This window comes from Sphingomonas bacterium, from assembly GCF_028289855.1.
In the GTDB taxonomy this organism is placed as follows: Bacteria; Pseudomonadota; Alphaproteobacteria; order Sphingomonadales; family Sphingomonadaceae; genus Sphingomonas.
Genome location: NZ_JAQGKZ010000080.1, coordinates 1 through 14810, shown reverse-complemented (window position 1 = coordinate 14810; position 14810 = coordinate 1). Strand labels below are relative to the sequence as shown.

Sequence of the window (14810 nt, the reverse complement as noted above, 5' to 3'; positions counted from 1 at the left end):
GCATGCGGTATGCGTTGATCCCGGTCGTTCTCGCCCCGTTCGCGGTTGCGCTGATGGCGTCGCAGGGCAACGCCCAATCCGATTCCGCGCCCGAGATTGCCGACCAGCAGCGCCGGCTGGTCGCGGCGCGCGCGCAATCCGCCGCTGCCGCAGAGCGGGCGGCCAAGCTCGACGCCGCCGCCAATGCCGAACGTGATCAAGCGGCAAAAGCACTGGCAGAGGAACAAGCGCTCGCCGCCAAGGTGCAGCAGGCGCAGGCCGACATCACGGCGGCGACAGCGCGGATCGCGCTGGTCGATCGCTTGCTGAGCGACCAGCAGCAGCAGCTCGCCGTACAGCAGGGCCCGATCGCGCGCCTCGTCGCCGCGCTCTGCTCGCTCGCGCAACGCCCCAGCGCGGTCGCGGTGGTGCAGCCGGGGTCGGTCGCCGACCTCGTCCATGTCCGCGCGGTGCTCGGCAGCACGCTGCCGCTGGTCCAGGCGCGCACCGCCGGGTTGCGCGGCGAGCTCGACCGCACACGACGGCTGCGCGCCGATGCCTTGCTTGCGGCGCAAAGCCTGACCGACAGCCGGCGGCGGCTCGAGAGCAACCGCATCGCGCTCGCCCGGCTCGAGGCCGAGCATCGTCTCAAATCGCAGAATTTCAGCCGCAGCGCGCTCGCCGAAAGCGACCGCGCGATCGGGCTGGGCGAACGCGCGCGCGACCTGGTCGATCAGATGCAGACGACCGGCGACGCCGCCAGCACGGGACGTGCGCTGGCGCAGCTCCCCGGACCGCTCCCCCGCCCCGTCCAACCCGGCGAAATCCCGCCCGGTGCGCTGCCGTGGGATACCGGCTCGGCACCGTGGCGATTGCCCGCCACGGGCAAGCTGGTCACCGGGTTCGGCGAGATATCCGACGGCGGCGTGACCGCGCGCGGGCTGACCTTTGCGGTGCCGGGCGAAGCCGACGTGATGGCGCCCGCCGCGGGAAAAATCGTCTTCGCCGGACCGTTTCGCGGCTACGGCAACGTCGTCATCATCGACCATGGCGGCGGCTGGACTACGCTTGTCTCTGGCCTCGGCACGCTATCGGTCAAACTCAACCAGCCCATCGGACAGGGCGCGCTGATCGGCGCCGCGCAACCGGGCGAGGACCGCCGCATAACCGTCGAACTGCGCCGCAAGGGCCGCCCGGTGGACCCTGTGGCGCTGACCGGCTAAACAGCCCCGACACTTTGTATCGATCGGACCGCTTACTCCCATGGCTCGTGCATTTTCCTGGCTTCAGGCGACCGCCATCGCCGGCGCGATCGCGCTCGTCCCCGTCGCGACATCGGCCACCGCCGCGTCGGACAGCGACACCTATCGCGAGCTCGACAAGTTCATGGAGGTCTTCAACCGCGTGAAGGCATCCTACGTTGACAAGGTCGACGACAAGGCGCTGGTGCGCGGTGCGATCGACGGCATGCTCGCCAGCCTCGACCCGCATAGCTCGTACGTCGACGCGGTCGATTTCCAGAATATGCAGATCCTGACGACGGGAAATTATGGCGGGCTCGGCCTGACCGTCACGATGCAGGACGGCGCGGTCAAGGTGATCGCCCCGCAGGAGGACACGCCGGCGTTTCGCGCGGGGATCAAGTCGGGCGACTATATCACGCATATCGACGGCCAGCTGATCTATGGCGAAACGCTCGACGAAGCGATTACGTCGATGCGCGGCAAGCCCGGCACCAAGATCGCGCTGACGCTGGTCCGCCCCGGCCGCGACAAGCCGATCGAAGTCGCGCTGGTGCGCGAGATCATCGTCCAGAAACCCGTCAAATGGGAGGTCAAGGACGGCATCGGCTACATCAACATCAACACCTTCAGCGAGAATACCGGCGCCGATACGCGCGCCGCGATCGCCGGGATCACCAAGGCGCTGGGGCACAAGCCGCTCGGCTACGTCGTCGATCTGCGCGACAATGGCGGCGGGTTGCTGAGCCAGGCGATCGAGGTCAGCGACGCGTTCCTGTCGGACGGTGAGATCGTCAGCCAGCGCGGGCGCGAAAAGGCCGATATCGAACGCTATTTCGCCAAGCCGGGCGACGACGCTGCGGGCTTGCCGATCATCGTTCTGGTCAATGCCGGCACCGCATCCGCGTCCGAAATCGTCGCCGGCGCGCTACAGGATCATCACCGCGCGCTGATCATGGGCGAACGATCGTTCGGCAAGGGATCGGTCCAGACGTTGCTCCAGCTCGGCCCCGACAGCGCGCTCCGGCTCACTACCGCGCGCTATTTCACGCCCTCGGGCCGGTCGGTGCAGGAAGGCGGCATCCGCCCCGATATCGCGGTGCCGCAGATTTCGGACGAGGATTACAAGTCGCGCCCGGTGTTCCGCGAGGCCGATTTGCGCAAGCATCTGGTCAACGAAGTGAAGGCCGACAACGTGATCCTCGAAGAGGACACCAAACCCGACCCGCGCTTCGCCGCCACCCCTGCGGAGCTCAAGAAGCGCGGCGTGACCGATTTCCAGCTCTATTACGCGCTCCAGACGCTCGGCCGGCTGTCGCGCGTGCCGACGATGGCGAAGCGTTGAGGCAAGCGTGACCGACACCAACAAGGCCCGTGCACTCGCGCTGCTGATCCCGGCTGCATTGCTCGCCGGAGCGTGGGGATCGCAGCTGATCGGCCACCTCTACCCGTGCGAGATGTGCCATTGGCAGCGCTGGCCGCACTACGCCGCACTCGTCCTCGCGCTGCTGACCTTCGTGCCGCGCGCCCCGGTCCGGTTACTCGTCGCACTCGCCGCCATCGCTATCGCGGTGAGCGGCGCAATCGGCGTCGCGCATGCCGGGGTCGAATATCATTGGTGGAACGGTTTCACCCCCTGCACCACGACGATGAGCGGCAGCGGCAGTCTGATCGATCAATTGCTCAGGGCGCCGATCGTGCGCTGCGACGTGGCGCAATGGAAATTGTTCGGCATCTCGCTCGCCGGGTTCAACGCGATCATTTCGCTGACCGGTGCGACGGCGGTGTTCCGGTTTCTCGCGAAGCGAACCCGCGCGGGATGAGCAGCTGGCGCCCCGGCGACCGCAGCCCGGCCAGCGACGCGATGATCCGCGTCGATCAGGCCGGCGAATATGGCGCGATCCGCATCTATGCCGGCCAGCACGCGGTGATGGGCGACCGCAGCCCGGCGGCGCGCGAAATTGCCGGGATGGCGCGGCAGGAGGAACGCCACCGCGCCTTTTTCGACGCGATGATGGCAAAACGCGGCGTCCGCCCGACCGTCTTGCAGCCGTTCTGGAGCGTCGCGGGGTTCGCGCTGGGCGCGGTGACCGCGGCGATCGGGCCCGAAGCCGCGATGGCGTGCACCGCCGCGGTCGAAACCGAGATCGACAAGCATTATTCACAGCAGCTTCAGGTACTGGGCGATAGCGACCCCGAATTGTCGACGGCGATCGCCGATTTTCAGGCCGACGAGGTCGAACATCGCGCGACCGCGCTGAAGCACGGGGCGGAGGCCGCGCCGGCCTATCCGCTGATGTCGGCGGCGATCCGGCTCGGCTGCCGGCTGGCCATCGCCACGGCGAAGCGCCTATAAGGCGTGACGGGGAAGAGGAGACGAGGACGTGAGGATCCTGATCGGCATAGTGGCGGCGGGCATCGCGCTCCCCGCTGCTGCGCAACAAGTGCAGGGCCCCGGCGTGCCGCCGCCGGCCAAGCCGACCGGCACTGGCCCCGTGTCGAAGAACGCGCCGGTCAACGGCGTGCTCGTGCTATACGGCAACGAGCGCTGCCCGACCGACGCCAACGGCGCCGAGATCGTCATTTGCACGCGTCGCGACGCGGCCGAGCAGTTCCGCGTTCCCAAGGAATTGCGCGACTTCAAGATCACGCCGCAAAACCAGAGCTGGGCGTTGCGCGCGCAGGGCGTGCTCGACACCGGCGGGACCGGGATCGGCTCGTGCTCCGCGGTCGGGCCGGGCGGCGGCGTCGGCTGCGCACGGCAACAGTTCAAGGAAAGCAAGGCGGTCGACAAGGAACGCGACACCGACGAGAAGGAAGGCCAGCGGACCAACTAGCCGCCTGATCGGCTTATTCCCGCCATTGCGAGCGCAGCGGAGCAATCCACGCTCACGCGCTACGCTGGATTGCGTCGCTACGCTCGCAAAAGCGATTCTTTTACGCGCACAATCGCTCTAGAGTCGCCTCTCCAGCCGGGGGGACGCATGGCCAGCCTTTTCATCAAGAACAAACCGATCAAGTCGATCACGCCGGATTGGTATGAAAAGCTGCTGGCGGCGGTCGCCGTGGCGTTGTTCGTCATCGTTATCGTCGCGCTGGCCAAGGGGCAGGCGCAGTGGAGCCAGGTGCCGCGCGGCGTATGGCTGCACCTTGCCACGATCGTGGTCGCGCTGGCGCTGACCCCGTACATACTGCTGGGCCTGCGTGGCACGAAGATTCACCGGCTGCTCGGCAAGGTCTGGGTGAGCGCGATGGTCGCGACCGCGGCGATTTCGCTGTTCGTGCGCTACAGCAATCCCGGCCATTTCAGCGTCATCCATATCCTGTCGGTGTTCGTGCTGATCATGGCGCCGCGCGTCTGGCTGACCGCGCGCAAGCACAATGTCGCCGCGCATCGCGGCACGGTGCGCGGGCTGGTGACCGGCGCATTGATCGTCGCGGGCTATTTCACGCTGCTCGAAACGCGGCTGCTCGGGCATTGGCTGTTCGGCTGAGATGCGCACGCGGTTCCTGCTGTTCGTCCTGGTCTGGCTGTCATGCGTCTGGTTCGGATCTTGGGCGCTCAACCCCAACAATTCGACGCGGATGTTCGCCGCGATCGCGCTGGTCGAACATCACGATGCTAGGATCGACGAGTTCCAGTCGCTGACGATCGACAAGGCCGAATTCGGCGGACACGTCTATCTCGACAAAGCCCCGGGGATGACGCTGCTCGCGCTCCCCGCCGCCGCGATCGCCGAGCATGTCTCGACGCGGCCGCCGACGCCGAAATCGGTGTGGAACGCACCGTTCGAGCATTGGATGACGGTGCGGCTGCGGCTCGCGGTGGCGTCGGTCAGCGCGCTGCTGACCGCGCTGGCGGCGGTCGCGCTCTACGATCTCGCGCTGCGCACCAGCGGCAGCGCGAGCGGCGCGCTGTTCGCCAGCCTCGCCTTTGCGCTGGGCACCCCGGTCTGGGGATGGTCGACTACCCTGTTCGGCCACGCGCCGGTGGCCGATCTGTTCGTCATTGCGGTGTGGGCGTTGTGGCGCGGCGGTGAGGAGCGCGCGATCGAGTTCGCAGCGATTGCCGGCACCGCGCTGGGCCTGGCGGTGCTGATCGAGTTCCAGGCAGTGCTCGCCGGGTCGATCATCGCTCTGTGGGGCGCATTCCGCTTGCGTGCGCCACGCTCCCTCGCCGCCGCCGCTCTGGCCGGCGCCGCGGTGTTGCTGATCCCGCTGATCGCTTACAACATGGTCGCGTTCGGCACGCCGTTCCGGCTCGGCTATCAGGGGGTGAATGGATTCCCGGGGATGAACGAGGGGTTGTTCGGGCTGACCAGCCCGAAATTCGCGGTGCTGTCGGAGATCGTCGTAGGCTTGCGCCGCGGCATGCTGTGGGTGGCACCAATCCTGATCCTGAGCCCGTTCGGGCTGTGGCAATTGAGCAAGCGGCATCGCGCGCTGGCGATCACGCTGGCGAGCGCCGCGGTGGTCGTGCTGCTGGTAAATGCGGCGTACGTCTATTGGGACGGCGGCCATTCGACCGGCCCGCGCCATTCGGTGCCTTCGATCGGCTTGCTCGCGATCGGGCTGGCGACCTTCTGGGCGAACCGCATCTATTGGTGGGAGCGCGCCTTTGCCGCCGCAGTCCTGGGCGTGTCGATCGCGATCAACCTCGCCATCGCCGCAGCCAACATCACGACGCCCGATGAGTATAAATTTCCGCTGTGGGATCCGATCCTCAAGACCGACTGGGCGACCGGCGTGCTGCGCACCTTGCCGAGCGATTTCCTCGGCTGGACACCGTTCGCCGGAGTGGCGCTGTATGTGGTGATCGCGATCCCGCTCGCTGTCCTGCTCTTGGCGAGCGTCCGCCGCTCGGCTAGACCCGCAGGCGCTGCGTGACTGGCGAAACCGTGGGACACCACAGGGGAGCGTAGCCTGAGAAAGCCGCTCGCCTGGGCATCCATCACAAGGAGACCCGTCATGGCTAGCCTTCCGCCCTTTCATATCGGCTTCGTGCTGTTCCCCGACGTCACGCAACTCGACTTTACCGGCCCGGCGCAAGTGCTGACGCGCATGGGCAATACGACGATCGAGCTGGTCGCCAAATCGCTCGACCCGGTGATGACCGACGCCGGCTTCACGCTCCAGCCGACCGCGACCTTCGCCACCGCGCGGATGCCCGATATCCTGTGCGTCCCCGGCGGGTTCGGCGTGGTTCCGGCGATGGAGGATGAGGAGACCGTCGCTTGGGTCCGCGCGGCGGGCGAGCAAGCGCAGTGGGTGACTGCGGTGTGCACCGGTGCACTCCTGCTCGGCGCGGCGGGGTTGCTGAAAGGATATCGCGCGACGACGCATTGGGCATCGCACCATAACCTCGAGCCGTTCGGGGCAATTCCTGTCCACGAACGCTACGTGTTCGATCGCAACCGCGTGACTGGCGGCGGGGTGACCGCGGGAATCGACTTCGCGCTGGCGCTGATCGCGGCGATCCGCGGGCCGGACCATGCCAAGTTCGTCCAGTTGAGCGTCGAATACGATCCCCAGCCGCCGTTCGATGCGGGTTCTCCGGACAAGGTCGAGCCTGCAATCCTCGAGCGCTACAAGGCGATGGTCGCGCGGCTGGCGGGCGACCGCGACGCGCGGACGCGCGCCGTGGCGGAAGGACTCAACCCTTCCTGACGGATTTGATGCGGTGCCAGATGTAGAACGCCACCGCCGCGACCAGCAGGACGACGATCACCGCCTCGGCCGAATGGAAGGCTGCGCGCAAGCGCGGGTCGGTGTCCCACGCCTTGCCGAGCTTCATCCCCGCCCAGGCGAGCGCGAAGCACCACGGCCATGAGCCGAGCGTCGTGAACAGATGGAACTTCACCCGGTTCATCCGCGCGATCCCGGCGGGAAACGCGATGAAGCTGCGGACGATCGGCAGCAAACGCCCGACCAGCGCCGCCGCGCTGCCCCACCGCGTGAAGAACCGCTCGGCGGCATCGACGTGCGGCGCGTCGATCAGCAAATACCGGCCATAGCGCAGGATCAGCGGCCGCCCGCCGCGCTTGCCGATTTCGTACGCGATGCCGGCGCCGATATTCTCGCCCACCGCCCCCGCGGTCGCCGCCGCGATCAGGCTGAACTTGCCCTGCGCGACCAGGAAGCCGGCGAACGGCATGATCAGTTCGGACGGGATCGCGATCCCCATACTGGTCATCGCCATCAACAACACGATGCCGGGATAACCGAGTGCCGAAATAACGGCGCTCACCACGCCGACGAGCCAGCCGAGAATGTGTTCGATCATGACCTCGGGCGATGCGGGAGCGCGTGCGAACGGTCAAGCGATGATCCTTAACCGTTAAGTTTCAACGATTCTTTAGGGTTGATCGGACAAGGTCGCTGTCGGAATTGCGGGGACCGGCGATGATCAGGCGTGGCATGGTAATGGGGTTGCTGGCGATGGCGCTCGCGGGTTGCGGCAACGGTTACTCACACGTGGTCGACAAGCCGCAGAGCGAGGTGGTCGCCGCGCTCGAGGATCTCGACATCACCGCGCAGCCCGGCAATCCCGGCACTGACCCGAAAGCGTCGGGCGGCACGCTGCCCGACATCCGCCTCGAAAAAGCCGCCGATCATATGACATGGTGGGTGATGAGCGGCGACAAGGTCGCGATCTCCATGACGGCGAATTTCGAGCCGCTCGACGGCGGCAAGCGAACGCGCGTGACGACCAGCGTCGCGCGCGGCGATGCGCCCGACGACAGCGTTTCCCCGGCGTTCCGATCGGTCGGCATCACCTCCGGGTTGTTCTCGCTGGCGGTCGAAGGCGAACTCAACAAGCTGACCGACGGCCCGCGCGCGAGCGCCGAGGATTGCCGTGAGATGATCGAGAAATGGCGCGAGGCGGGCGAAGCGGAGGCGGAGATGCGTCCGCAGGAGAGGCCACAAAACCTGAGCCAGGCGATCGGCGAGGGCGCGCGCAACACGATCAAGCTTCAGGCGATGGCGGATGCGCTGCGCCGCCGCGGCTGCCCGACGGGCGGTGGTGGCGCCTTCGCGCCGGTGTCGAGTGAGATGAAGCCGGCGGACGACAGCGACGCGCCACGTCCACGCGAGACCGATTCCGCCGACACGTCGGGCGACGGTATCCCGGATAATTAATCAGGCTGCCGCCGCCGCGGCCCTGAGGTCGGCGACGAACTTGGCATATTCCTCGCGCCGGGCGGCCTCGTCGGGCAGGCGAAGCAAATAGCTCGGGTGAACGGTGATCCACGCCGCACCGCCATCGGGAAGTTCGAGCACACGCCCGCGTTCGTGCGAAATCGTCATGGTCTTGCCGAACAGGCTGCGCGCGGCGGTCGCGCCGAGCGCTACGGTCATCTTCGGCTTCACCAGCGCGAGTTCCTGGTCGATCCACCAGCGGCATGCGGTGATCTCCCCCGCGTCTGGCTTCGCATGGATGCGGCGCTTGCCGCGCAGTTCGTATTTGAAATGCTTGACCGCGTTGGTGACGTAAACGCGCGCCCGGTCCACACCCGCTTCGGCCAGCGCGCGGTCGAACATTTGCCCTGCCGGGCCGACGAACGGATGGCCCGACAAATCCTCCTGATCGCCGGGCTGTTCGCCGACGAACATGATCTCGGCATCGACCGGCCCTTCGCCGAACACGGTCTGCGTCGCGTGCTTGTAGAGGTGGCACCGCGTGCACCCCATCGCCTCCTCGCGCAGCGCCGCCCACGCCGCCTCGATATTGCCGCCCGGCTTGGCCTTCGCGGTCGCCACCATCTCGCTCTCCCGCGCCTGCGCGCTTGCGATCAACCCCGGCACCAACGCGGTTTCGGGCATGTTTTTCCAATATTTTCGCGGCATTTCCTTGAGCATCGCGCGGACCTTAACCCGCGCCGGGTTGAAGATCGACGCGTAATAGGTCTTCCACACCGCTTCGACCGGATCGCCATGGGGGGCGTCCGCCTTCGTCGCACCCGGGCCTTCGGTCAGCCTTTTGCCGTCCCAATGGATCGTGATATCCGGCGTCAGGATCGACCAACGCATCGTGGCGAAGCGGTTGACGAAGAACGCGGCGTTGGCGCGAGCTATGTGGAATTCGGGCTCGAACCACGCGACGTAGCGCGTGCCGCCATCGTCCTGCATTTCGCGGAACCGCACGAACGCGCGCATCTTGTGGATGTCGCGGCGCACCGCCTTGGCGAAGCCTTCGAGCTTGCGCACCAGCGGATCGGCCTGGTCGTCCATCAACTTGGGTTGATCGCGCAACCGCGCCAGCAAGGCGTGGAGCAACGCGAACCGCTCGCGGTCGCTGTGGAGGATCGCGTTGCGCGCGAGGTCGATGAATGGCCGCGGCACCGAGAACGCGCCTGCAATCGGCGGCTGGGCGGGCGCCGTGCCGACGAACAATTCGCCTGGCCCGTCGCCGACTTGCCACACCACCAGCTCGGGCGGGACATGGTCGAGCACCAGCCCGCGCACCGCGTCGCGCCAGCCGTCGAAATCGTCCTCGGCGCCGAGCGTGATCACGCGCATCGCGGATCAACCGTTCAGCGACCGCGCCGGTCTCATCCGAACAATTCCATCTGCTCGACCTTGGGCGCGACTAAGGTTCGAACGTCGAGCTTGTCGGCAAGCGCGACCGGGCGCCAGTCGCTGGCGATCAGAAACGGCCGGATCTTGGTCAGGCTGACGGTCAGCCGCCCGACATCGGCCAGCGCCAGCCGCCGCCAGCGGCGTGCCGCGATAATCTTGTCGACCGCGCGCGTGCCCAGCCCCGGCACGCGCAGCAGCATCTCGCGCGGGCTCCGGTTGACGTCGACCGGAAAGCGCCCGCGAAACTTGAGCGCCCAGGCTAGCTTCGGATCTATGTCGAGCGGCATCATACCCGTATCGTCGGCGGCGTCGGCGACCTCCTGCGGCGAATAGTCGTAAAACCGCATCAGCCAGTCGGACTGGTACAGCCGGTGCTCGCGCATCAGCGGCGGGCGTTTCAAGGGCAGTACGGCGCTGGCGTCGGGGATTGGCGAGAACGCCGAATAATAGACGCGCCGCAAGTTGAACCGCCCGTACAACCCCGCTGCCTTCGCCACGATATCGCGGTCCGTCGCGGCGTCGGCGCCGACGATCATCTGGGTCGATTGTCCCGCGGGGGCGAAACGCGGCGCCGATTTGTAGCGCTTCTTCGCGTCGGCAGTGTCGATGATGTCGGCCTTGGTCGCCGCCATCGCGCCCTCGATCCGCGCCTCCGACTTTTCGGGCGCCAGCCGTTTCAATCCGCTCGCGGTCGGCAGTTCGACGTTGATCGACACGCGGTCGGCATACATCCCGACCTGGTGCACCAGTTCGGGATCGGCGTCGGGGATGGTCTTGAGATGGATGTACCCGCGAAAATCGTGATCTTCGCGCAGGCTCCGCGCGACCTCGACGATCTGCTCCATCGTATAGTTCGGGGAGCCGATGATCCCCGACGACAGGAACAGCCCCTCGATATAATTACGCCGGTAGAATGCGAGCGTCAGCTGGACGACCTCTTCCGCCGTGAACCGCGCGCGGCGCACGTTGCTGCTCCTGCGGTTGATGCAATAATGGCAGTCGAAAATGCAGCTGTTGGTCAGCAGGATCTTGAGCAGCGAAATGCACCGTCCGTCGGGCGCGTACGCGTGGCAGATCCCCATCCCGGCATCGGTCGATCCAATGCCTTTGCCGTTTCGCGAGTCGCGCTTGACCGATCCGGACGAGGCGCACGAGGCATCGTATTTTGCGGCGTCGGCGAGGATCGCGAGTTTTGCGCGGGTATCGAGTTGAGCCATTTGTTCATTATATGTTCCTGGGAGCCGGAAGTCACTGCCGCAGGTTAGTCGGCGGGCGCCAACGCTTTCGCCAACGGCCGCGCCAGCGCGAGGACGATCACACCCCCGACGATTCCGATCGCAGCGTCGATCGACCAGAATTTCGCCGGGCTCATCTGATCGTAGAAACTGCCGACCCAACCCGCGATCACGCTGCCGGCGAAGAACGACAGGAACACCCCGCCCATCATCGTCGCGTTGAGCTTGGCGGGTGCGGCCTGGCTGATCAGCGCGAGCAGCACTGGCCAGTAATAGAGGAACGCCACCCCCATCCCGAAGAACCCGCCGAGCGCCCACAGGACGCCGGTCTTGCCGTCGGCGCCGGGCAGCAGCGCCCCGGCGACGAAGAACAACGCCGACAGGCCGGTCAGCAGCGAGCCGATCCCGATCTTGGTCACGTCGTGCGGTTCACGCCCTTGCTTGGCTTGCCGCGCCCACAGCGCGACGAGCGGCGGCACCGCGACGATGCTCGCGAACGCATCGACCGAATTGAACCACGACGCCGGCACTTGGCCGAACGGGCTGGCCAGCGAAACGTGCTGGTCGATCCACAGCACGCCGATACTCCAGATCATCGGATAGGCGACATTGGGGAACAGCGTGAACGCCGCGACGACGACGAGCAACGCAGTGCGCTTGCGCTCGGCCGGGGTGAGGGGTGCATAGACGACCTTGTCCGCGCCGCGCGGACGCTCGTCGGGCAAGTGCCGCTGCCCAGCGAGGTAGATGACTAGAGCGAGCAGCATCAGCCCTGCCGCTGCACCGAACCCCGCATGCCAGCCATAGGCCGCGGCCAGCCCGCCGCAGGTCAGCGGCCCGAGCACCGCGCCGACATTGATCCCCGCCGAAAAGATTGTGTAGCCCTGCGTCCGTAAGCTCTCCGCGGCCTCCGGATACAGCCGCCCGACCTGGGCGGAAATGTTGCCCTTGAGGCACCCCGACCCGGCGATCAGCAGCGCGAGCGCGAGCAGGAAGCTGGCGTCGAACGTCATCGCCAGATGCCCGCCCGCCATCAGCAGCGCGCCGAGCACCACCGTCCTTTTGGTCCCAAGCCAGCGATCGGCGATCAGCCCGCCCAGGATCGGGGTGAAATAGACGAACCCGCCGTACCAGCCATAGATCAGCGACGCGAACGCGGTATCGCTGATCGGCCCGCGCCATTCGAACACGTGCCGCAATCCCGCGAGCCCGATCACATGCTCGGCATGACCCGGCAGGAAGAGTTGCTGGACCATGTAGAGCGTCAGCAATGCGGTCATGCCATAATAGCTGAACCGCTCCCACGTTTCGGTGAAAGCGAGGTAATAGAGCCCGCGCGGGTGGCCGAACCGAACTACGTATGTGGTGTTCGGCGTGGCCATCTAGTCACTGATCCTCTTGAACCGCACGCGCACCCATTTGGTGGGATTGCTAGCAATGTAGGCGCGCAATGCCCGCTCAAGCGAATCCCGATCCTTGAACCGGCATCTTTGTCCCGTCGGTTTTTCCGAAATCTTCGGTGTGGGCGGGTCTATCGATGGCGACATGTCGTTTGCTTCGACGACATTGCTTGCCTCATTATCCTCAACCTCGCCGCCAGCCGCGCGGACGATCTCCGCCGTCGAGTCGCAATCGATGAACGGCATCACCCAAAGAATATCGGCGTGGAGTTCCGCCAAGCCATAGTCGACTTGGGTTTGACCTTCGTCGGGCGCATCCTGCAAAATCCACACCTGGCGTCCAGGCACGGCAAAACGCACCGCAATTTGGCGCCACGGTTCTTCTTTCTTTTTGGACCTGAGCGGCGTCCAGCTGGTCGACCCATCGGGCAGCCACGCGATCCGGTAGAGGTGCGCAGGTTTGCCGTCGCCGAGAACATCGATCTTGTAGAGGCCCGGTTTGATCGGCCCAGCATCTGTAGGATCGCCTTTGTACAGCGGCGGCCCGACCCAGCCGCAGCCCGACAGCACCATCGCAACCGCCGCGACAATCACGATTCGAAATCGCATGGCACGTCCTTCTCCAGTGGGACTCGCCGCGCTAGGCTAGGTCAGGAAATCATAGCGGGATAGTGGGAATGACGATCGAGGAACCGGACGTTCGCCCCGACGCGCTGATGCAGCCGCCGCACAAGGGAGAGTTCCTCGGCCACCCTTGGGGTCTCCCCGTCATCGCCGGGACCGAGGCGTTCGAGCGGTTCAGCTATTACGGCATGTCCGCTTTGCTGGTGCTATACCTGACCAGCGCCCTGTTGCTGCCGGGGCATGTCGAGCATGTCGCGGGTTTCGCCGCGTTCGAGCGCGTGCTGACGGCGATCTATGGTGCGGCACCGAACGTCCAGGCGCTCTCCTCCTACATCGTCGGCAGCTACACCGCTTTGGTCTATGTCACGCCGATCCTAGGCGGGCTGCTCGCCGATCGCTGGCTTGGCAAGACGCGGACGGTGACGCTCGGCGCGCTGTTGATGAGCGCCGGCCATTTCCTGATGGCGTTCGACGTTTCGTTCCTGGCCGCGTTGCTGTTGCTCGTCATCGGTGTCGGCTGCCTCAAGGGCAATCTCGCGAGCCAAGTCGGCGCGCTGTACGGCCCCGGCGACAATCGCGCGGCGGACGGGTTCCAGATCTATTATCTCGGGATCAGCGGTGGGGCGTTCTTCGGGGCCATGATCTGCGGCACATTGGGCGAAAAGGTCGCCTGGCACTGGGGGTTCGGCGCGGCCGGCGTCGGGATGATCATCGGGCTGGTGATCTATCTGTTCGGCCGGCGTCACTTGCCGCCCGAAGCGCCGCGCATGCGGATGGTGAAAGCGACGGCACCCAAAATGGCCGCGCGCGACGTCAAGGTGCTGCTGGTGTTGCTCGCGCTGATCCCGGTGCTCGCGCTCGGCGGCATGAGCAATCAGCAGATGTTCAACGCCTATCTCGTCTGGGCAAATCGCAGCTACGATTTCGTGCTGTTCGGGATTCGCTGGCCTACGACCTATCTGGTGTCGTTCGATTCGATCACCGGGTTCATCACGATGGCGGGCGCGGTGTTGTTCTGGCGCTGGTACGGAACGCGGTGGCGCGAGCCCGACGAATTGAGCAAGATCATCATCGGTTGCCTGCTGTCGTCGTCCGCCTTCATCCTGCTGGCGGTCATGAGCCAGCACGCCGCCGCGACCGGCGCCAAGCTGCCGCTGTGGATCGCGCCGGTCGTCAACACGCTCAACAATATCGGGTTCGCCAACGTCTTTCCGGTCAGCCTCGCGCTCTATTCGCGTTCGGCGCCGCGCTCGATCGCGGCGACGATGATCGGAATCTATTATCTGTTCCTGTTCGGCGCGGGCGTGTTGTCGGGCAAGGTCGGCGCGTGGCTCGACGTCATGCCGGTGGGGCAGTTCTGGTGGATCCACGTCGGGACGATCCTCGCCGCGGCGGTCCTGTTCCTCGTGGCCAAACTGCTGTTCGGAAAATTGTTGGAGCCGGTGGCCGAGTGATCATTCGGCGGCGAGCAGCGTCTCCGCCCCGCCCAGATCGACCGATACCAATCGGCTGACCCCGCGTTCGATCATCGTCACGCCGAACAGGCGGTGCATCCGGCTCATCGTCACGGCGTTGTGCGTGACGATCAGATAGCGCGTGCGCGTTTCGGCGCACATCCGGTCGAGCAAGTCGCAGAACCGCTCGATATTGGCGTCGTCGAGCGGCGCGTCGACCTCGTCGAGCACGCAAATCGGCGCCGGGTTGGTCAGGAACAGCCCGAAGATCAGCGCCACCGCGGTCAGCGCCTGCTC

At 66.0% G+C, this 14810-nt stretch carries 16 protein-coding genes and 1 riboswitch; of the genes, 10 read left to right on the top strand and 6 right to left on the bottom strand.

Translation table 11 applies throughout. From position 1 onward, the window contains the following. The first annotated feature begins 2 nt into the window (after window positions 1-2). The 8 genes from JWM94_RS09020 (at window position 3) to JWM94_RS08985 (ending at window position 6887) form a co-directional block, all read left to right on the top strand. A complete protein-coding gene (locus JWM94_RS09020; protein ID WP_299425255.1) occupies window positions 3-1202 on the top strand; it encodes a peptidoglycan DD-metalloendopeptidase family protein in 1200 nt (399 codons plus the stop codon). A 40-nt stretch (window positions 1203-1242) separates the two neighbouring features. Then, a complete protein-coding gene (locus tag JWM94_RS09015; RefSeq protein WP_299425253.1) occupies window positions 1243-2565 on the top strand; it encodes a S41 family peptidase in 1323 nt (440 codons plus the stop codon). A gap of 7 nt (window positions 2566-2572) precedes the next feature. Next, complete coding sequence (locus tag JWM94_RS09010) at window positions 2573-3043, top strand: disulfide bond formation protein B (protein WP_299425250.1); 471 nt, start codon at window positions 2573-2575, stop codon at window positions 3041-3043. Continuing rightward, entirely contained in the window at window positions 3040-3576 is a 537-nt protein-coding gene (locus JWM94_RS09005) for a demethoxyubiquinone hydroxylase family protein (RefSeq protein WP_299425248.1), read from the top strand. Before JWM94_RS09010 ends, JWM94_RS09005 begins: the two co-directional genes overlap by 4 nt. 28 nt (window positions 3577-3604) lie before the next feature. Further along, window positions 3605-4057: a hypothetical protein gene (locus JWM94_RS09000; protein ID WP_299425245.1), complete on the top strand. Its 453-nt coding sequence runs from the start codon at window positions 3605-3607 to the stop codon at window positions 4055-4057. A 147-nt stretch (window positions 4058-4204) separates the two neighbouring features. Next, complete coding sequence (locus JWM94_RS08995) at window positions 4205-4714, top strand: DUF2306 domain-containing protein (protein ID WP_299425243.1); 510 nt, start codon at window positions 4205-4207, stop codon at window positions 4712-4714. Window position 4715: 1 nt separating this feature from the next. Continuing rightward, window positions 4716-6107: a hypothetical protein gene (locus JWM94_RS08990; RefSeq protein ID WP_299425240.1), complete on the top strand. Its 1392-nt coding sequence runs from the start codon at window positions 4716-4718 to the stop codon at window positions 6105-6107. Beyond that, window positions 6094-6173, top strand: a riboswitch (ZMP/ZTP riboswitch). (Overlaps the previous gene by 14 nt.) Window positions 6174-6188: 15 nt before the next feature. Further along, entirely contained in the window at window positions 6189-6887 is a 699-nt protein-coding gene (locus JWM94_RS08985) for a DJ-1/PfpI family protein (RefSeq protein WP_299425237.1), read from the top strand. Here the strand turns inward: JWM94_RS08985 and JWM94_RS08980 are convergent. Continuing rightward, a complete protein-coding gene (locus JWM94_RS08980; RefSeq protein WP_299425234.1) occupies window positions 6874-7503 on the bottom strand; it encodes a DedA family protein in 630 nt (209 codons plus the stop codon). The two genes, JWM94_RS08985 and JWM94_RS08980, sit on opposite strands and share 14 nt — an antisense overlap. Window positions 7504-7622: 119 nt before the next feature. On the opposite strand from JWM94_RS08980, the gene JWM94_RS08975 reads away from it, so the two are divergent. After that, window positions 7623-8360 carry a hypothetical protein gene (locus JWM94_RS08975; protein WP_299425232.1) on the top strand — a complete coding sequence of 246 codons (738 nt, stop codon included), beginning with the start codon at window positions 7623-7625 and terminating at the stop codon, window positions 8358-8360. On the opposite strand, the gene JWM94_RS08970 is transcribed toward JWM94_RS08975, so the two are convergent. Genes JWM94_RS08970 through JWM94_RS08955 form a run of 4 tightly spaced genes read right to left on the bottom strand, consistent with a single transcriptional unit; the run spans window position 8361 to window position 13008 of the window. Next, on the bottom strand, window positions 8361-9740 hold the full coding sequence (locus JWM94_RS08970) for a UdgX family uracil-DNA binding protein (RefSeq protein WP_299425229.1): 1380 nt from the start codon (window positions 9738-9740) through the stop codon (window positions 8361-8363). 32 nt (window positions 9741-9772) lie between these two features. Next, window positions 9773-11017, bottom strand: coding sequence for a putative DNA modification/repair radical SAM protein (locus tag JWM94_RS08965; RefSeq protein WP_299425226.1), 1245 nt, complete (start codon window positions 11015-11017; stop codon window positions 9773-9775). Between the two features lie 44 nt (window positions 11018-11061). Continuing rightward, window positions 11062-12417, bottom strand: coding sequence for a peptide MFS transporter (locus JWM94_RS08960; RefSeq protein WP_299425223.1), 1356 nt, complete (start codon window positions 12415-12417; stop codon window positions 11062-11064). Then, a complete protein-coding gene (locus tag JWM94_RS08955) occupies window positions 12418-13008 on the bottom strand; it encodes a hypothetical protein (protein ID WP_299425221.1) in 591 nt (196 codons plus the stop codon). Between the two features lie 104 nt (window positions 13009-13112). On the opposite strand from JWM94_RS08955, the gene JWM94_RS08950 reads away from it, so the two are divergent. Continuing rightward, entirely contained in the window at window positions 13113-14513 is a 1401-nt protein-coding gene (locus JWM94_RS08950; protein WP_299425218.1) for a peptide MFS transporter, read from the top strand. On the opposite strand, the gene JWM94_RS08945 is transcribed toward JWM94_RS08950, so the two are convergent. Next, a partial coding sequence (locus JWM94_RS08945; protein WP_299425215.1) for a hypothetical protein occupies window positions 14514-14810 on the bottom strand: 297 nt, incomplete at its 5' end.